Origin of the sequence: Actinomycetospora rhizophila, assembly GCF_042657905.1 — a bacterium.
Classification (GTDB): Bacteria; Actinomycetota; Actinomycetes; order Mycobacteriales; family Pseudonocardiaceae; genus Actinomycetospora; species Actinomycetospora rhizophila.
In genome coordinates this window covers 16,805-35,776 of record NZ_JBHSKG010000030.1, presented here as the reverse complement: position 1 = coordinate 35,776, position 18,972 = coordinate 16,805, and the positions used below count along the sequence as shown (strand labels likewise).

Below are 18,972 nucleotides of genomic sequence, written 5' to 3'. Positions count from 1 at the left end.
CGGTGGGTGTCAGGGACGCAGGCCGTCGGTGATCCAGCGGCTGAAGACGGCGATCCGCTCGGGAGGCCACGGGGTGTCGCACGGCATGGAGCCGTCGAGGAGCCGGGACTCGATTTCGCTCGCGTGGTCGCGCACGTCCTCGTAGCGGTGCAGGTCGAAGCGGAACATCATCGCCGAGCGGTCCGGACTCGCCCGGAACAGGCCTTTGATGTCGATCTCGAAACTCAGCGGGCCGGGCGGCGGGGCCGACCCTTCGGTCCGGGGGTCGCGCTCGCGTTGCAGCCCATCGGGGTCGGGCGGGACATCGTCGGGGGCGCCCGCGCGGATCCATTCCCGGATGTACTCGACGCGCTCCGGCGGGACAGGGGGCCGGAACCGGGGCATCCGCATAGTGGGGTTCGCGTGCTCCAGCCGCTGCACCAGCGGTGAACGGTCCGGATCCGTATCCGTGCTGCCGTCGGCATTGCGGCGCACGGTCCTCGGAGGGCCGTCCACGACTTCGTCGCGGGACCGTCCGGCCCAGAAGTTGCCGTGGATGGGGCTGACGATCGTGAACCCGCGAACGGCCTCCTCGAGGATCGTGGTCACCTTGGCGAAGCCAGCCGGAAGGCTCCCGGGCGGGACGGCCTGCCCGGCTGCGAGCGCGGTCATGATCGTCTGAGCGCGCCCGTCGGCCGCGAGCACGTCCTCCAGGAAACCGTCCGGTGCCGCCGGGTCGAGCAGCTCGTCGCGGATCAACCGTCCAGCGGCACGCGAGACGTCGAGGTGGCTGCGCCACCGCAACCGGTCCCGGTCGGGCAGGTTCAACGTGTACGGCAGCCCGAACGGCGGGCCGGCCCGGGTCGCGGTCTCCGGGTCCTGCTGGGGCAACAGCACCAGGTGCCCGGCGATCTTCGCGAGCCGCCGCATCTCGTCGAACGTTCCGGCCAGCAGCAGCCCGCGCGCGGTGCGGTCGCCCCGCTCGGGGCTGTTCGCGGAGGAGTAGCACGGCTGGTCGACGAGGAGGAAGTGCCCGAGCTGGCCGAGTAGCAGGCGGTAGCGTAGATCGAACAAGGCAGCCCACGCCCGGGCCCTCGGCGCGACAATTCGGCCAGGCTCGGTCCCCTCCTGCGCCGTGGTGGGGTTCACCGCGAGCGGCCGGGCCACCACGACCCCGGCGGCGTCGAGCGCACTCACGCGGCGATAGAGGTCGAGGAAGCGCTCGAAGTGCGACTCCGAGCCGGGCCCCGCCGGCTCGAGATCGAAGCCCTCGCCCTGAGCCCCCACCCGGTGCACCGCGGCCACCGCGGCCGCTCGGACCGCGGCGAGGTCGGAACCGGTGAACGACTCGACGACCAGGGCCTCGCCGGTGTCGGGGCTGCGCGCCTCGAGGCCCCAGTCCGCGAAGGTCGCCTGCCGGCCGGCGGCGTCGAGCGCGAAGTCGGTATCGAGTACGCCAGCCACCGGATCGGAGAGCAGGTGAGCCAGCCGAGCGAAGATCTGCCCGACGTGGCGCACCGGCATCCCGCCGTTGGCCGCCTCCGCTTCCTGCCGGATCGCCTCGAGCTGGGCCAGGTCCTGCGTGGTCATCTCTGCGGGTGGTTTAGCCGGGCTCTCGGCGATGACGTACTTGGCGAGGGAGGCCGAGGACACGGGTTCGAGCGCGAACCGGAAGGGGTGCACCCCGTCGGCCTGCGACGAGTCCCCCCGACCCAGGTGCAGTGACCCACCCACCAGCAGCAGCAGGTTCTGCACCGTGGCGAGATGCCCCATCTCCTCCCGGGCGACCTGCAGCAGCAGATCCCGCACGGCGGCGAGCTCGGACTGCTGCGGATCCCCGTCGACGACGCGAACCGAGTAGGCCGCATAGAGGTACTGCACCATCAGGGCGTGCTCGACCTCGGCCGCTGCGGTGAGCAGGAAGACGGCCTCGTCACGGGGCTCGAGCGGCGGGTCGTGCACGGGGTCGGCCGGGTCGGGCATCGCGAGGTGCGCGGTGCGCGGCGCGCCGTCGTCGTCCGTCCAGCGGGCGACGACGGGAGTCGCGCCGGCGACGAAGAAGCGATGCTCCACGACGTGGCCTCCTGGGCTCGAGTGGTGGGGTCAGCGGTGGCGCCGCGCCCAGAACGGGTCGCGGGGCCAGCGTTGCTCGCGGCGGTAGGTCGTGCGTCGGGAGGACAGCGCGGCTCGGTGCTCGTTGGCGACCCGCTCGCAGTACGCCGCCAGAGCGCCCCGCCCCGCCCCGGACCGGATCGCCGCGGCGGCGCGGATACCCGAGACGCACGCGGTGGTGAGCCCCTGGCCCGAGAGCGGGTCGAGGGTCCGGGCCGCGTCACCGACTGCGATCCAGCCCGATCCGGCGCACGTTGGGATTGCCCCGGTGTGGGCGACGGCGGTGTGGATCGATCCATGGGCCTCGAGGGCCGCGACCTCGCGGACGGCGGCCGTCTGCGCCCAGGCGTGGTCCCAGAACCGTCGCCGTGCATCCGAGCCGCGCGGCAGGAGGTCGGCGTCGGTGAAGAACATGGTCACGGCGCGGCCCCTGGGCAGCGGAGCGGCGTACCACCAGCCCCGGAGCGAGGCCTCGACGACGGTGCGCGTGTCGGCCCCCGACGACGTCCCGAACCGCACCAGCCCGATCAACAGGTCCTCCCGGACTCGGGCGGGGCCGTGGCGCCGCGCCACGCACGCCGCCCGGCCGGTGGCGTCGACCACGAACGGGGCTCGGAGCTCGGGGCCGCCGCCGGGGACGCGGTCGTGCACGCGGGCACCGGCCGCGCGTGCCGCGTCGAGCAGCATGGTGTCGAACCGGTCCCGGTCGAGGTGCCAACCGCAGCCGTAGGGATCGAGGATGTGGTCGTTCCCGGAGGGCGCGTCGTCGCCCCAGTGCAGCACGGTGCCGGGGTCGGGCAGGTGCTCGGCGGCGCGGAACTCCTCCCAGACCCCGAGGGCGGCTAGGGGGCGGACCATCGCCGGCGGCACCGTCTCGCCGAGGCGGGGGCGGCGCGGGACGCGTCCTCGCACGACGGTCACCGAACACCCGTCGCGGGCCAGCGCGATCGCGCAGGACGCGCCGGCGGGACCCGCGCCCAGCACCAAGACGTCCGCGACGTCGGCGTCGGTGCTCACGGTCGCGGGAACTGCGGATCGCGCTCGGACTCGACGAGGACCGTCTGGCCCCCGACGTCCTGCGGGACGACGAACCCCAGCTGGTGCACGTGATCGACCATCGACTGGTAGCCGTTGACCGGGTTCGCCCAGTTCGCGGCGCTGCCGGGGACGTCGTTCGGGTCGAGCATGACATGGTCGGGCCGTTGGGTGGGCCACCAGGAGCCCCCGCGGCAGTCGTAGAAGTCGGCCTGCCAGGGAACGGCCATCACCTCGGTCAGGCAGCCGGGATAGACCGCGGTGAGATGGCCGTGGTCGAGGCGGGGCGGGTCGTCATACATCTTCAGGTCCTTGAGGGTCTGGCCGCCCTCGATCCCGGGGTAGAAGTTGTTGCCGGTGCAGCGCTCCAGGCTGGCCCGGTCGAGCTGATCGGGGAGCGACTCGGCGGGCGTCGGGGCGCCGAGATCGCTGACGAAGTCACCGGCTGCCCACTGGTCGACGTAGCGCTCGAGGAATTCCGGGAGCTCGAAGAACGTCAGCTGAGGGTTTTTGACGTCGGCGGCCACAGTGGCGCGTGCGGGCTGCGCGGCCGGGGACGGGTCAGCCAGGGTCATCCAATCGACGCCCGCCAGATGCACCCACTGGTTCCAGTCGTCGACCCAGCGCAGGCCCATCGTCCGTTCGATGAGGGGACGGATGTCGTGGGTGAACGACGGGCTCGTCGCCGGCCGTAGGGTTCCGCGCTCGACAGCGCGCTGGCGAGCGATGTCGTACAGCGAGACCGTCGAGTCGACGCTCGGCGCGAAGTCGGGCGGGGCGACGAGCACCCAGGCAGGCTGGTGCACGGCGACCGGCGACTCACCAGGTCTGGTCACCGTGGCACGGACCGGGCCGTCTGCGACGTCGTCGTGCCATCCGTCGTTGTTGACGAAGTTGGTCATTGGCAGGCCCGGGGGAACCGACGCGCTCGTCCCGCGTCCGCCGAGGACTATCAAACGTCCGGCGCTGTCGGTGCGGATCTCGCCGAGGTACACGTTCGCGCCGAGGAACGATCCAGAAACCTCGGTCGGGCCGGCTCCGCTCCCGGACACAGCGGCGGTGGTGGCCCCGCGGATGATAAGGCTGTCGCGGTCGGTCACCAGGGGGTTGCGGTGTCCGGCGGGTTCGACCTTGCGGTCGAGCGCGGCCTTCCGGTTGACCAGGTCGACGCTCCACTCGACGTGGGTCTCGGGGCCGACCTCCCCAGTCAGGTGCAGCGTTCCGTCCGGGTCCTGCTCGTAGGCAAACACCCGGAAGCGCGCGGCCTGGCGTTTGATGCGGCCGTCCGCCTTGTAGGCGGTGACGGGTGACTCGGTGCCGTCGGCGCCGATCTCCACCCCGGGAGTGCCGGGGGTCTCGGGACCCACGAAGAACGCGGTCTGGTGGTTGCCTACCCGGGCGACCCCCAGCGCGGGGTGAATCTTGTAGACGGTTCCCATAGCGCTTCCTTCCCGTGACGACCTCGCTCAGCGGTCGATGTGCAGGATCTGGCTCTCCGAGCGCCCGTCGACGCTTACGCGCAGCACGATCGCGCCGCCCACGGCCGCGCCGTGCTCGTCGGTGGCGTCCCACTCCACGTCGCGTCGTCCCGACGGCGGCCGGTTCTGCTCGAGCAGGCGACGCCTGTGCTCCCCGAAGCGGTCCCACACATCGACCACGAGTCGCGACGCGTCCTCCGGGATCGTGACGGCCACGTGCAGGGGCGCTTCGGCGCGGGCCGGCGCGTTGTCGTCGAGGAGCTTCAGCGCGGGCTCCGCGCTCACGGTGGGCACGGGCGGCTCCGGCAGGGGTTCCGCGGCGTAGCGGTAGACCGTCAGACCCGATGCGTACCCAATCTGGGGCTCGTCACCGACGAAGCGGAAACGGTTGATGAAGGCCCCGATCTCGTTGGCGTCGTGCCATGTGGCCCCGCCGTCGGTCGTCCCGCTGCTGAAGCCGCCGGTGAAGAACCTGTCGCCCCAGCCGCCGACCCAGCCGGTGGTCTCGTCGAGGAAGCCGATGCCCTCGAGGTTGGCGTTGCCCTGGGGGTCGTTCACCTCGATCCGCTCCCACGTCTGTCCGCCATCGGCGGTCTTGAGGATCGCCGCGTCGTCGAAGTTCTCGAGGGCGACGAAGCCGACCCGGTCGTCTAGGAACTGGATCTTCCATCCCCACTCACCGAGCGGCAGTTCGGCTGCGATCGGCGCGAGCCGGTCAACCCACGTCCGTCCACCGTCCTCAGTCCGCAACACGACCGCGCGGACGTCGGCACGGGTGGGGTTGCTGACCTCGGCCTTCCCGCCGACGACCCAGCCGTGGTCGGCGTCGGTGAAGTAGGTGTCGACCAGCAGGTCGGCGTGCTCGGACATCTCCCAGCCCTGCCAGCTCACCCCGTCGACGGTGCGCATCATCCGGGTGGGTCGGTTCGGGTAGTTCGTCCCCGAGGCGTAGACAGTCGTTGCGTCGACCACCGAGAGCCCGCAGATCGCCGAGGGCGCGGTCGGCGGGAGCGTGGCAACAGGGGTCCACGTGGTGCCGCCGTCGACGGTCTCGTAGAGGCGGTCGTTCGGGGTCGTCGTCCCCACCCAGCCCCGTGTGCGGGACGCGAACCCGATGCACCGGAGCCAGACGTCGGGGAGGTGGAGTTGCTCCTCCCACGTGGCGAAGCCGTCGGTAGTGTGCACGACCTGACCGTCGCTGTTGACCGCCCAGCCTTCGCGCGCGTCGGCGAACCAAATGTCGTCGGTCCGCGCGCTCGACACTGGGGCGTTGGTGGGACGCCAGATCCGCGGCGCGGCGGGCATGTCGTCGGGACACCCGTCGTCGATCCACGCCTCGATGACCGCGACCGACTCCGCCGAAACAGGAGCCAGGCCAGACGGCATCCGGTTCAGCGATGCGCCCGCGGGCGGTTCGGGCAGGTCGGCCCCGAACGGGGCACCACCCTTCAGCGACTTGACCAGGTTCGACGCCGCGCCGGCGCCGACGACCAGTAGCGGCCGACCGCGAACCGTCGCCGTGACGAACTCGTCGCGCGTGACGTCCCGCCAGAACGGGCCGTGGACACCGATCGTCGCCTCCGGGCCACCAATCGCATCGTCCAGGATCTCACGTATCTGAGCGAATCCCATGCCGCCTCCCTCGCGACCGTCGAACCCCCTGCCCGCCGGGAACGGGCTCCCTCAGGACATCTCCTCGAGCAGGACTCTGACGTTGAGCGTCGGGTTGCCGCACGCACGCAGCGGGACAGTCACCCCCTCTCGCGGGTCGTCCCGGGAAAGGAGCTCGACGTCCACCGAGAGCGATCGGTCGCTGACGTCCTCGAGGTCGACGACAAAGTCGAAGTCCGCCCGCCGTCGCTGCCGACAGTTCTCGCAGTCCTTGGGCTGGGTCGATTGGAAGAACGCCCGCCGGCCGACGGGCTCGCCGTCAGCGCGGAGCACCACCCGAAAAGACCCGGGAATGGCCAAGCGATCCACGCCCTTCACGCGGGCCGACACCCGTCGCCGCGTCGCTCGCATCGTGCTCGAGGCGATCAGGCTGCCCCGCGTCGACGGCTCGAGGGTTTCGGGAACCACTGGCCCCTTGTCCGGTCCCTGCGGCTCGGCATAGCCGACGTCCATGGCGGCGAGGTTGATCGCCTGTTCCGCCGTCTGAGAGAACGGCTCCAGGGCGTTGAACGGCGGGGTCAGGAATAGCGTCGACGTGTCGATCGTGCTACGGAAGGACCACTCCGTTGTAGCCTGCATGGCCTGCTGCCAATTCCACCACAGGCGCTCCCAGTTCGAGTGGAAGAACCAGAACAGTGGGTCGAACGCGGCGACGTCGGGTCGGCTCATGGTCGGACCAATGGACACGTGCCCTTCGTCGTGGGCGCCCTCGATCCCCGTGGTGAAGCGGGACCAGCGGAATTCGGCCAGCGACGTCGTGATGTCTTCGGGTATCCCGTAGGAGGCGACGTTCTCCATGAGGGTCGCAGCATCAAAGCGGCTAGTGGCGTAGCCGGCCGGATACAGCGCGTGAACGTCGAGGGGCAGCGTGTAGGAGTCGAACGGCGGCTCGTATAGGAAATTGGGTGGCGCACCCGTGATGTCCCAATACGGAAGGGTCACCGTCTCGCAGCCGGGGACGCTTCGCAGCGCATCTTCGAATCGGTTCATGAAGACGCGGTGCCACGGGTTGTACTTGTCCTCGTGGTGCTTGCACTCGGAGGGCACCGGGAACCAGTGCAGCCCGGCGAGCGTGAAGTAGCTGTTCGGGTCGTCGGGCTCGAGAGCCATCACCCCGCTGAAGGCGTTCCGAAGGGCCTGGAGCTCGTCCGCCGAGAGATCCCGCGCGTCCTTGCGGATCCGGGAGGCGGCGCTCGTGGCGAGTGGCTGGACCTCGGGCACCCCGAGCGGATGGCCCTTGGAGATCCAGTTGAAGAACGACTGCGACCGCTCCGCGGTCCACTTCCGATCCGGTTCCGGCGGCATGTGCGCGTTCGGTCCGAGAGTGTGGACGTAGACGTCCGTCGACTCGGCCTTTAGAGCGTCGTAAGTTGTGATGTCAATTCCCAGGCCAAACATGTGATCGAGGTCGACGTCGGCGAAGAAGTGCCGAACATCGCGCATATATGTCGGCTCTTCGATGATACTTTCAGTCACGCGACCCACCCCCTGGTGTAGCGGGGCCGCATACCTGACAAGCACTCCACCATGCCTATCTCACATCTTGTATCCCCCGCAGGTACGAGGATATGGGTGCGTTACGGCACAAGATAGGACTGACCGAGCGACGCAGCTAGGCTGGAACGGTGACAGGGCGGTCTCCACGATTGGTTTCAACGACGCACCGTGTCCGCTCGCAAACCGTGTGTTCGCCTCTTCCGTCACGCGCCTCCCGCTTTGACCTTGCCCCGGTTCCGTGGACATCGATCTTGCGGCTGCGCCTGCCGTCGGAAGGGTCCGTCCCGTCCTGCACCGCATTGTCAGTGTCCCGGCGTCGGGCTGTGCAGCTGTTCCGCGATCGCGAGAAGCCCGTCGCTCAGCGCGCCACCGTGCTAGGCATCTCCAATCGTGTCTTGCGGCGGTCAGAAGCACCTCCGGGGGGATCGGTGTGAGGCTGAGAACGTTGTGCTCGAGGTGATAGTGATGGCGCCGCCGGACGGAGCCCAGGTCGTCGAGCGCGCCCGGCGCGAGGTAGTCTGCTGGCCGCCATCGACGACCCCGGCCTGGTCGCGCTCCGCTCGCCCGCCTGACCCGACAACGCAATAGAAGCCGCGTTGTGTCCCACGACAGATGCGCGGAGTCGAGGAGGGCCGGACCCAGCCGCAGATCCACCAGAACCGACGATCGCTCAGTGGTACGCTATTACCGCCTGCTCGGTGCCGGCGGGAATAGGAAGATCAGTTGTCTCCAAGGCCAGTTGCGTCTCGATGCCGTCGACTGCCAAACGGCGGAGTTTGCCCAGCCGAAGCGGATAGATGTAGGTAATCGGAGCACGCATTGGCTGAGTGATGTCGATTGTTACTTCACGGGCCGCCGCGTCGTGGGTGAGGGTGAAGCCGAACAACTCGCCGAACACGGTCGGGGCGTCTTGAACTTGGAGTTTGGTGTCGCCCGTCAGCCAGTGGGGAAGCACTCCGGGTGCGAGGTAGACGTGCGGGCTCTCGTCTTCGCCCGATTCGAAGAAGCAGATGTCTCGCATGAGCAACTGGAACTCTGCGGCTGCCCACCCGTGCGGGATGTCGCCCATGTACCACCAGCTGCTCGGCACATGAGTGAAGTCACTGGCCACTGAGTAGGCGTGCTGCTCGTTCCAGGCTCCGCTGACGATCTGGACCGAGTCCGAGCCGGCTAGCGGCGGTCCGGCGGCGTAGGCCGCCTCGCCCACGGCCCAGCGTAGGCACGCGTCCATCCGCTGCTGGTCGCCGATCAGCAGGAACGCGTGCGCGAGCTGCAACCCGAGGTAGGGGCCGTACGCCCGCCAGGCGGAGTCGTGCCGGAGGCCGCCGCCGTCGACGAAGTGAGCCCATATCGTGTCGAGCGTGTCGTGCGCGGCGGCGTCGACGGCGTCCCCGAGCTTGCGGCTCTGGTAGAGCCGGCAGGGGTGGAAGTAGGCGATCGTGCCGACGATCGTCGAATCCCGCCGGTTTACGTCGGCGGGGCCGGTGGGGATAAATGTCTCCCAGCGCCCGGCTTCGCGCTGCCGGTCGAGCACCCACCGGATCGAAGCCTCGAGGTCGTGACGTAGGTCGTCATACGCACCCCAGAGTTCGCCGGCCTCCGAGGCGCCGAGCCGGTCGGCGAGCCGGGCGGCCTCATAGAGGCCGGCGACTCCCCAGAAGTCGTCCCAGTAGTGCGGTTTGTCCTTCTCGCCGAGGTGCTCGGCGCTCCACCCGCTGTGCAGTAGTCCGAACTCCGAACGATTGTCTCGGATCCAGCGTGCGCCCTCGACGACGTAAGGGGTGAACATTCGTGCGCCGAAGTGGGAGTGGGGGCCGAGGATGCGGTCCAGCCGCCCGAACGCCCAGAGGGCCTGGCCGTTGCTGTCCCACTCCCGGTCGTCCTTCTCGTGCTTGCCACCGAAGAAGCCGTGCAGGGAGACCGCGTCGATCCGGTCGGGTCCCTGGTTGAACACCGTCGGGTAGTGCCGACTGAACTGCGTCTCGGCCAGGGCCGAGTCGCCGGCGAGCGCGGAGGCGATGCCTTCGATGGACGAGTCGCGCACCCAGAACGAGTCGTAGATGGTAGGACCAGGGTGGATCACCCCGTGGTCGGCGAGGATCAACACTGTGGCGCGGGAGAGCCGGTAGAGGTCAACAAGGTGTGTGACGTGCGCGGGCAGGCTTAGCCGTAGTCCGCTGCCGTTGAGTTTGCCGGTCCAGAAAGCGCGGTTGGCGGCCTCCAGTTCGTCAGCGGTCGGGCTTCTCAGCGCGACCAGGTCGGCGCCTCCGCGGTAGTCATCGACCGGCAGACGCACATCGACCGCGAGGGTCTTGCCCTCGGCGAGGTCATAGGGCCAGGCGAAAGCAGCCGTACACATCCGAGCAACGCCGTCGCGCACGGTGTGAACGCCGTTGAGTGCACCAGTGGTGCCGAGCTCCACCCATGGGTTGTCTTGCAGGTATAGCTCCGGGTCGGCCAGCGAGAGCGGGTTGCCGTACAGACCGACGTGCGTCGGCGCCGTGTCGAACACCGGTCCCCATCCGGAATTGACCTCCACCCGTGCCTCGGCGGGGAGATACCGGACGAAGGTCAGCTGTCGGTCGAGTTCGTAACGACCTGCTCTGTCTCGACGTTGGAAACTGCTCGGCCCCCAAGGCAGCAGCGACAGGCACAGCCAGCCGCGGGCAGACCCACCCTCAGCCGTCACCCGTAGTCGGTGGAGCACCATGCTGCGCTGTGAGGGTCCGACAGTCGTCGCGAGCGCCTTCTGCTGGAGCGTGGCTGTGCCAACCTGGTAGCTCGTCTCCACGACCGGCAGATGGTCGTCCTCCATCCGCTGCCGCAAGAGTTGCCCCGGACGCGGCGTCTGCGGCAGGTGCAATCGGCGCCCGTCCGGCTCGAACAGGAAGCCCGAGACCGCGTAGGCCTCGTACACGGGGGCAATCTCCCCGGCCTGCCCGACGAGGCTTTCCAGGCCCGCGTCCTTCACGCCGATCATGTTCCAGTATCGGTAGAGCGCGTTGGCAGCGAAAGCCGCTTGCTTGCTTTCGAACAAGCCCTGGTCAAAGTCGTCGCTCCACGCGCGCAGGGCTTGAAGAGCCCACCACGGGATCGGGTAGGTCGCGCCAGAGGTCCAGGCCCGCCACATCACCTCGTAGAACAGCTCTTCGTGTCTCGCCACCGACGCTCCCGGGATGCACAGATCAGCGACGTCGCCCTGGTCTTGAGGAACCGGTCAACGACGTGAGGGACTAGGTTTAGCTGACAGGTGGTGGCCGTCCTCCAGGAGGTGCCACGGCCTCAAGGTTCCCCGTTCCGTCGGTGATCCGCAGCTCGTCGTGGTACATGACGCGCCTGGACTGGGTCGAGTCGTCGTCCTCCCTTGAACCGCAGTCGCTGCCGACCGGGATGTCACCAAAAGCAGCTGTGTTCCAAGCCAATTTGTACACGCCGATCTTGATGGCGTGGCGAGTCGCCGCTTCGGAAGTAGTATGAACTCGGTAACCTTGGACGAATGGGGCGACGGTTGCTCCGTCCTTCCAGATCTCTAGCAGGCCGTCGCGCTCATCGGGCGCCCATTTGACATGAAACACCCAGTCTGTCCACTGGCGCAACGCGCACAGTCCAGCGTCGTTCAGACCGACCGAGCTGGAGTTCCAGTCTCGTTGGCCGATGTGCCACTTGCCGTCCTGGGTGATAAGCCCCAGGGGAGGCGAGCCGGTCGGAGCTCCCGAGTCCTGATGCCACTGTGTGACACTCTCGGGTGCGCGGTCCGGCAGCCACGTTTCGGGAAAGTAGACGCTGAAACCGTACCAACGCTCCTCGCCCGGCGACCCGTAATCACCGGCCAATTCAGAACGAACCCCGCAATTGATGCGCTTGTCGCCCCTATACAGCTGAAACCGCACTGAGTGCGATCCCGCCCGAACAGGTTCTTCCTCAGTGGCTGCTGGTCGTACTTGTGGTTCATTAGGGAGAGCTGGGTTCTGGTGGTACTGCTCAGGGTCGTACTCCCTGGTCCAACCTGGGAGCGTCCCACCAGGAAACGGTTGCCTGTGGGCGGGGAGCTCCCAATTCAGAACGTAACCGGGCGGCCCGCCGGGATCGTGAGGAGTCGTCATGCGCAGCCCCCGGAGTGAGAAACCCTCGTAAGAGCCAACCCGCTTCAGCGCTATCCCGCAATGGACTCGATGGCTGACGGCTCCGGGAGATGCTGGACCAGTAGGCGGACTCCCCGTAGTCCTCGTGGGCTAGAGCATTGGGTGCGGGCCTCCAACGTGAGGGATGCGTGGGGCTTGGAGTGGACGTCGTGAGGACACCCATCTTGGGAAGAAGTGGGCTCAACGCCCTTCGCGCTAGGTGTCGTGACTCGTCACGTTGTTAGCAGGCGAGGCGGGTGATGGGTGGTTGGCCGCCGAGGCGACGTGCCCGTCCAGGGCCTTCGCCGTCGCTGTGGCGGTGCCGGCCAGCAGCGATCGGGCTGCGGCTTCGGCGTCGGCGGGGTCGCTCTTGCCCAGTCGGCGTCGAGTGGAGCGGTCGGGGCGGTTGACCTCGATGACCTCATGGCACCGCCCGCGCAGGTAGCGGGTCAGGCTCGCGCCCCAGCTGGCGCTGCCCTCGACCCCGAAGGCGGTGACCGGTCCGAGTTCGCCGGCCCATCGCTCGAGCTGCTGCGAGCCCGCCAGGGTCGTGGGCACCGCGAGCTCCCCGAGGCGCCGCCCGAGCCCGTCGAGGGCGACCGCGACATGGATGTCGGAGTGAGTATCGACGCCCACGACGAGACCGGTCGCGGGCGTGACCGGTGGCGGAGCGGCTGCCAGGCTGTGGGTTGTCACTGTCGTCGTCCTCCACAGGACCTCAGCGGCGGTGGCGAGGGCTGCCGGGTCCGGGGACGGACAGAACTGCGACGGGGCCTCTGGCCAGGCTCCCATCAGGTCACGAACCAGGCCCGGCGGCCCGAACACGTCCGCCCGGCGACCGGTGGACGCTTCGGGAACAAGGCATCAGCGGGCCGGTTGGTCTAGGAGTCAGGCCAGTCCCCGGAGCGGACGCCATCACACCCTCGCAGTTGGTCCAGGGGCAACCGGGCTTGATGAAGCGGCGCCGGATGCCCAGCCCGACGCAGACCGCGGCCCAGGTCCGGCCGCGGCGGTAGGCCATGGCGTTGTGGTGAGCACGCGCTCGACGGTGACGCCCTGGTGGTGGAACCAGGTCGCGGCGCGGTGCAGGAACCCTGCACAGGTGGCGTCGCGCTCATCGGGCAGGGCCTCGATGTAGGCCAGGCGGGAGTGGTCGTCGACCGCGACGTGCAGGTAGTCATAGCCGTTGCCGCGCCCGCGGACCGCTTCGCTGCGCCCGTGCAGCCGCCAGCCGCCGCCTTCGGGCACCCGGCCGAGCTTCTTGACATCGACATGGAGCAGCTCACCGGGCCGGCGCCGTTCGTAGCGTGACCCGCCGCGGCGCCGGCGCAGCGGCGCGCCGGTGATCGGGTCGATCGCCGACAGCGCCGACACCTGATGGCGGCGAAGGATCCGCCCGACGGTGGGGGCAACCAGCCCGAGCTCGCCGGCGAGGAACACCGCGCCCCGATGCCGATCGCGGCGAAGCTCGAGGACCTGGGCCTCGACCTCGGCGCTGGTGCGGTGCGGGCTGGTGTGCGGGCGGGACGAGCGGTCCTCCAACCCAACCACACCCTCGGCCTGGTGGCGGTCGAGCCCCTTCTTGACCGTGCCCCGCGAAACTCCGAGCTGCTCAGCGATGCGGGCCTGCGGCCAGCCCGCCCGCGAGCGCTCGACGATGAGCAGGCGCGCGTGAACGGTCAGCCGGGCTTTACGGTGCGGCACCGAGGGCCTCCGGTGGTGCGGGCGGATGCTTCAGACACACCTACCTCGCCCCGGAGGCCCTCCCTCGATAGACCCGACACGCCGCCGCACACAACGTCTCGGGTCACGACAGCTGATATGGAGGGCGTCCCTGCCAAGCGGGCAGGGGTGGTCGGCCTCCGATGCGGTGCGTCGTGGCTAATCAGGACGTTGTGGCCCGGCGGGGCCGGGTGGGTGGAGGCGTGTCGGCGCGACGCGCGGTCAGACTGATATGCGCGGGTTGGTTACCGCATGACCGGATGTTCGTCGGGAGCGTCCGCGACTCTAGGGGCGAGCGTCGCCCAGCCGGATCGTGACGGGCTGAGCTGCTCATAGCTGTATCGCGGGTCGCTCCTCGCGCCGCCTGCATCCTCACCCGGCTCCCGCCGGGGCTGGTGGCGCCGCCGGGTCAGGCAGCGGCGGCGTGCTGGTCGAGCGTGGCCAGGCTCCAGCACCAGCCCGCGAGCTCACGAGCGACGGCGACGACCGAGACCGTCGGGCGCTTGTTGCGCTGCTCGAGACGGCACCAGCGCTGATGGAGGCGCCGGTTGCCGGCCTCGGCGCGAGCGCGCACCACCGCGGGCTGGCCATCGGCGCGGCGCGCTCGCGGTCGACTGGCGCGCAGCGGCCGGCGGTGGTGCCAGGCCGCTTCAACCAGCAGCCGGCGGGCGTGGGCGTTGCCGGTCTTGGTGATCCCGGCCTGGACCCGACGCTGCCCGGAGGAGAACTCCGAGGGCACCAGACCGAGATAGGCCCCGATGGTCGCCCCGGTGAACCGGTGCCAGTCGGCGACCTCGACGCACAACCCGGTCGCGGTCAGCGTCGAGACCCCGCGCAAGCAGCACAGCCGCCCCACCGGACCGGCCAACGCCGGGTCCGCGGCGGCCATCTCGGTGATCGCGGCGTCGAGACGGTCGCGGCGCGCGTGCACCGAGAACACCGTGTCGAGGGCCTCGTCGAAGGCCAGCTGCACCCCGCGGCGCTCGAAGCGGTGACTGCGCAGCCAGTCAGTGTGCGCGCCGGTCCACGCCGTGTGCTCCCAGACCAGGCCCTGGAGCAGCAGCAGTTTGGACAGCCGGTGGCGGGCCCGCATCAGATCGGTGCGGCAGTCCTCGCGGGCCCGCACCAAATCCCGGGCGGCTTCCTCGGCCTCGGTCGGTACCCGTACGGCGGGCAGCTCCCCGATCCGCAGTAACCGGGCCAGCCGCTCCGCGTCGCGACGATCGGTCTTGACCTTGTCCCCGGCCGGTCGCTCGAGCTTCGACGGTGCCACCACCTCGCAGCGCACCCCGGCCGCGAGCAACGCCCGAGCCAGCCCGAACCCGGTGGGCCCGGCCTCGTAACAGGCCACCACCGGAGCCGGCTGAGCCAGAATCCAGGCCACGATCTGCTCGTCCGTGCACCGATCCGCTGGGTGCGAATCTCCGCTGCGGTCTCGTCGATGGCGCACCCGATCACCGAACGCGCGTGAACGTCCAACCCGACCCACGTACCCTCGCCAGCCACCGGCGCCTCCCCGTAAATGCGGCACCGCCACCTGCGACGGTGACCCGCGCCAACTTACGAGCGGAGGCGCCGGCCTCCATACGGGCTAGGCGCGAAGGCTCGTCGACCGCTCTTCATCCTCCCTCGGCCCCGCCGCTGATCTGCGACGCCTGCCCAGAGACGGCAGCCACGACGTTGAGGCTGAACCGGCCGCTTAGGTGGCCGCTTACGTCACATCATGGCTGCCCGCGGGCGGTCACAGCTGATGATCGAGACTCGGCGACACCGTTGCTGACCTGCACAGATGAGCACCGTGCGTCGTAGCAGGAGAAGTGACTCTCGTCCACTGGGTTCGGGGTTCGAGTCCCTGACGGCGCACCATGTTTTTGCTGGTCACAGCACAGGAAAGCGATCTTTTCCCGGTATTGACTCTTAAATTCTGGCGTCGGATCGGTGTGCTGGTCCGGTGTCGGTGGCAGTCGCTATCGTCGGTGCTGTGACCGCCGCAGCCCGTCGCGATCCCGAGCCGCACCCGCTCGCGCTCGGGACCTCGCCGGCCGTCATCAGGCAGTGGCTGCTCCCCGAGGACGCCGCCCGCTTCGTCGCTGCCTACGAGGCCGCCCTCGACGACGCCCGCACATCGCTCGACCTCGCCGGCGTACACGCCGTCGTCGAGCACTGGCGTGGCATCGCGATCTTGCAGACCGACCCGACTGTCTACCGGCACACCATGACGCTCGCCGCCGAGATCGCCACCGGGGAACCCTCCCCGAAGACGAACCCCTCGAAATCACCGCCTCGAAGGCCGGCCTGTAGCAGATGTCCGTCGTCGAGACCGTCGGCGACGATATCGACGCCTCGATCGCAGCACTCCCACCCGAACTCCTCGGCCCCTTCGCCGAACTTCGCACTGCACTCGAAGTCTCGCCCAGGACGGTCGTCCGACCGCTGGTGCCGACGAACCCGGACGGGTTGCGCGTGGCTACGATCGGTCCGATAGGCACCTGTCAGGTCGTCTTCCACGTCCTCGAACGCGACCGAATCGTGCCGATCGTGCGGGTCAGCTTCCTCTAGGACCGGCCGAGAGTTGCCTCGGCGGCGTCGCACCGCCGCCGACCGTCTCCAACGCTCCCCTTCGCCGCCAGGTCCGAGCCCGCGCTCAATGCGGCGCGCCTCGCTGGACCTGCGCGAGGTGCACTGATGAACCACGTCGGCTCGGCAGTTCACCGCACGAGCAGGGCGGCCTGCTCGAGGTCGAGTTCGCGCTGGATGCGCACGAACGCGTCCTCGCCGAGACGCCCGTCGTCACGCAAGGCGAGCAGACGGGCCCTCTCGGCGACGATCATGGCTTGGCTGAAACGCCGGTAGGTGTCCCGGGGGAGCTCCGGCTGTCCGGTATCGGGCGCCCGGCGGGGCTCGAGGTAGGCGCGCGGGTCGGAGTCGGCGGTGTCGGCCCGGGCCTCGGTCTCGATCGCGGCGAGCTGTTCGTCGGCGGCGCGCACACGATTCTGCACCCGGCGACGGAGCTGATCGACGATCTCCTCGCCGCCGGGAGCGTCCTGGTGCATCTCTTCCAGGCGGGCCATCGCGGCGTCGGCCGCCTCACGACGCGCCTGCGCCTCCTGCCGCGCCTCCGCAGCCGCTTCCGAGTCGCCGCCGACCAGCCGGCGAGCCAGGAGCGGCAAGGTCAGTCCCTGACCGAGCAGGGTCGCCACGATGACCACGAAGGTCAGGAAGACGATCAGGTCGCGCTGCGGGAAGGCTCGCCCGTCGGGCACCACGAGCGGCAGGGTCAGCACCGCGGCCAGGGACACCGCGCCGCGCATCCCGGCCCACGCGGTCAACGTCGACTCACCCCAGCTCGCGCGACGACGCCCGACCGCTGCGGGCGCCGCCTGCTCGGTGAGGGCCAGCCACACGACACGGACGACGATCAAGGTGATCACGACCGAGACCGCCGACACGACCACGACACGGAGCGGGGTCGACGCGAGCCCGGCGACCACCTCACGCAGCTCCAGCCCGACCAGCAAGAAGACGACGCCCTCGAGCAGCCACGAGAGCGCGGTCCGCACCGACCCGGTGACGACCCTCGCGCCCGGCTCCATGATCGCCGTCGCGCGGTGGCCCAGGTAGAGGCCGGTGATGACCACCGCCACCAGCCCGGAGGCGCCCACCACCTCGGCGGGCAGGAAGGCCGCGAACGGCGCGACCAGGAAGACCACGACGTCGGTGTAGGGGTTGAGGGCCCGACGACGCACCCAACCCACCACCGCCGCCATCACCGCACCGATGACGAGGCCGCCGAGTGCGTTGAGCAGGAACTGCCCCGTCGCCTGGGTGAAGGACAGGCTCTCGCCGGTGGCTGCGCCGACGGCGACGGTGAGCACGCTGAGCGCGGCGGCGTCGTTGAACAGGCTCTCGCCCTCGAGCAGCGCCTCCACCCGCCGCGGCATGCGGATGCCGCGGGCGACGGCGGTCGCGGCCACAGCGTCCGGTGGCGCGACGGCGGCCCCGAGCGCGCACGCCGCAGCGAACCCGAGGCCGGGGACGACGGCAGAGGCCACCACGCCGACCGCCAGCGCCGAGACGATCGTAAGGCCGACGGAGAGCAGCAGGATCGGCCGGACGTGGCGCCGGAACGCCGGCAGCGAGGCGGCGAACGCCGCGCAGTACAGCAGCACCGGGAGCAGGACGACCAGGACGAGGTCGGGGTCGATGCGCAAGGGCGGGACCCCCGGCACCCACGACACCGCCGCGCCCACCACCAACAGCGCGATCGGGTCGGGAACACCGAGCCGACGTGCCCCCGCCCGGACCCCCGCCGTCAGCGTCACCAGCCCGACCACCACGGCGACGATCTCGACCACTAGGACGCGGTGACGGTGACGGAGGGCCAGGAGTTGTTGACGTAGCCCTTGGGGTTCCAGACGGTGGCGGCGTGCTCGGGCTGCACGGCCGCGGTGCTGTCCCAGGCACGCGCCATGATCTCGACCCGGCCGGGCGGGACGTCGACACGGGCGTGCCAGAACCGCCAGGTCCAGGGCGTGGGCTGCGCGTCGAGCTCGGCCTGGACCCAGGTGCCGCCACCGTCGGTGGTGACGTCGACGCGGACCACGGTGCGGTCGTCACCGGCGAAGGCGTAGCCGGCCACGCGGGTCGTTCCGGCGGGCAGCTCGTCCCCGTCGTCGGGGGCGAGTATCTCGGAGTCGAGCGCGACCGGGCCCAGCGCGACGCCGTCTCCCGGCCGCGTCCGTGCCGTGTCGGCGTCGGCGGGCAGCAGCCGGTAGGCACCCTGCTGGAAGAAGTTGTCCGACGGGTGGTCCTGAGCGGTGATCCGCCCGATCCACTTCACGCTGCGGGCGCCGATGTAGCCGGGAACGACGACGCGGACGGGCCCGCCGTGTGCGGTCGGCAGCGCCTCACCGTTCATCTCCCAGGCCAGCAGGACCTCCGGGGCGATGGCCTTGTCCACCGGGATCGACCCCCCGAAGGGCTGCGGCGGGTCGGCCTCCGACGCGACGTCGGGGGCGTCGAACGCGATGTCCGTGACGTGCGGGTCGAGGCCACACGCGGCCAGCACGTCGGTCAGGGGTGCCCCGCGCCAACGAGCCGTGGACGTCGCGCCCGCTCCCCACGGGTGCTGTCCGGGGATGTCTCGGTAGGCCATCAGCCCGGCGCGACGGTTACCGGCGCACTGGAGGGTGGCGGTCACCTCCACGGGGGCGAACCGCTGCTGGAGCTCGGCCAGCGAGAGCTCCAGGGTTTGCTCGACCATGCCGCCGACACGCAGCCGCCACGCCCGCGGGTCGATCTCGGGCATGGCCCCGTGGTTGCGGCCGTAGAACACCTCCACCGGGGTGATCACGTTC

At 69.8% G+C, this 18,972-nt stretch carries 13 protein-coding genes, 1 tRNA gene and 1 pseudogene; 3 read left to right on the top strand and 12 right to left on the bottom strand.

Annotated elements, in window-relative coordinates; genetic code table 11:
* Positions 1-9: 9 nt before the first annotated feature.
* The 10 genes from ACFPK1_RS32225 to ACFPK1_RS32180 all read right to left on the bottom strand — a co-directional run bounded on the left by ACFPK1_RS32225 (position 10) and on the right by ACFPK1_RS32180 (position 15,065).
* On the bottom strand, positions 10-1,962 hold the full coding sequence (locus ACFPK1_RS32225; protein WP_378025015.1) for a ferritin-like domain-containing protein: 1,953 nt from the start codon (positions 1,960-1,962) through the stop codon (positions 10-12).
* A 120-nt stretch (positions 1,963-2,082) separates the two neighbouring features.
* The gene (locus tag ACFPK1_RS32220; protein WP_378025014.1) at positions 2,083-3,108 is read right to left on the bottom strand and encodes an FAD-dependent monooxygenase; all 1,026 of its coding nucleotides are present in this window, start codon (positions 3,106-3,108) and stop codon (positions 2,083-2,085) included.
* Positions 3,105-4,565: a LodA/GoxA family CTQ-dependent oxidase gene (locus ACFPK1_RS32215; RefSeq protein ID WP_378025013.1), complete on the bottom strand. Its 1,461-nt coding sequence runs from the start codon at positions 4,563-4,565 to the stop codon at positions 3,105-3,107. The genes ACFPK1_RS32220 and ACFPK1_RS32215 overlap by 4 nt, the downstream gene beginning before the upstream one ends.
* A 27-nt stretch (positions 4,566-4,592) precedes the next feature.
* Entirely contained in the window at positions 4,593-6,236 is a 1,644-nt protein-coding gene (locus ACFPK1_RS32210; RefSeq protein WP_378025012.1) for a WD40/YVTN/BNR-like repeat-containing protein, read from the bottom strand.
* A 51-nt stretch (positions 6,237-6,287) separates the two neighbouring features.
* On the bottom strand, positions 6,288-7,751 hold the full coding sequence (locus tag ACFPK1_RS32205) for a tyrosinase family protein (RefSeq protein WP_378025011.1): 1,464 nt from the start codon (positions 7,749-7,751) through the stop codon (positions 6,288-6,290).
* A 691-nt stretch (positions 7,752-8,442) separates the two neighbouring features.
* The gene (locus ACFPK1_RS32200) at positions 8,443-10,935 is read right to left on the bottom strand and encodes a hypothetical protein (protein WP_378025010.1); all 2,493 of its coding nucleotides are present in this window, start codon (positions 10,933-10,935) and stop codon (positions 8,443-8,445) included.
* A gap of 76 nt (positions 10,936-11,011) precedes the next feature.
* Complete coding sequence (locus ACFPK1_RS32195) at positions 11,012-11,875, bottom strand: polysaccharide lyase (protein WP_378025009.1); 864 nt, start codon at positions 11,873-11,875, stop codon at positions 11,012-11,014.
* A gap of 234 nt (positions 11,876-12,109) precedes the next feature.
* Entirely contained in the window at positions 12,110-12,529 is a 420-nt protein-coding gene (locus tag ACFPK1_RS32190; protein ID WP_378025008.1) for an IS110 family transposase, read from the bottom strand.
* 279 nt (positions 12,530-12,808) lie between these two features.
* The gene (locus tag ACFPK1_RS32185) at positions 12,809-13,597 is read right to left on the bottom strand and encodes a leucine zipper domain-containing protein (protein WP_378025007.1); all 789 of its coding nucleotides are present in this window, start codon (positions 13,595-13,597) and stop codon (positions 12,809-12,811) included.
* A 427-nt stretch (positions 13,598-14,024) separates the two neighbouring features.
* Positions 14,025-15,065 (bottom strand): IS110 family RNA-guided transposase, encoded by a 1,041-nt coding sequence (locus ACFPK1_RS32180; protein ID WP_465252236.1) that lies wholly within the window; start codon positions 15,063-15,065, stop codon positions 14,025-14,027.
* A 350-nt stretch (positions 15,066-15,415) separates the two neighbouring features.
* Here ACFPK1_RS32180 and ACFPK1_RS32175 point away from each other — a divergent pair.
* The 3 genes and pseudogenes from ACFPK1_RS32175 (at position 15,416) to ACFPK1_RS32165 (ending at position 16,174) form a co-directional block, all read left to right on the top strand.
* Positions 15,416-15,481, top strand: a tRNA-OTHER gene (locus ACFPK1_RS32175).
* A gap of 85 nt (positions 15,482-15,566) precedes the next feature.
* A pseudogene (locus ACFPK1_RS32170) lies at positions 15,567-15,863 on the top strand (DUF6247 family protein); the annotation flags it as partial.
* 56 nt (positions 15,864-15,919) lie between these two features.
* Positions 15,920-16,174, top strand: a complete 255-nt coding sequence (locus ACFPK1_RS32165; RefSeq protein ID WP_378025030.1) for a hypothetical protein — start codon at positions 15,920-15,922, stop codon at positions 16,172-16,174.
* Positions 16,175-16,323: 149 nt separating this feature from the next.
* Here ACFPK1_RS32165 and ACFPK1_RS32160 read toward each other — a convergent pair whose 3' ends face one another.
* Positions 16,324-17,970, bottom strand: a complete 1,647-nt coding sequence (locus ACFPK1_RS32160) for a Na+/H+ antiporter (protein ID WP_378025005.1) — start codon at positions 17,968-17,970, stop codon at positions 16,324-16,326.
* Positions 17,970-18,968 (bottom strand): sulfite oxidase, encoded by a 999-nt coding sequence (locus ACFPK1_RS32155; protein WP_378025004.1) that lies wholly within the window; start codon positions 18,966-18,968, stop codon positions 17,970-17,972. Before ACFPK1_RS32155 ends, ACFPK1_RS32160 begins: the two co-directional genes overlap by 1 nt.
* Positions 18,969-18,972 lie beyond the last annotated feature (4 nt).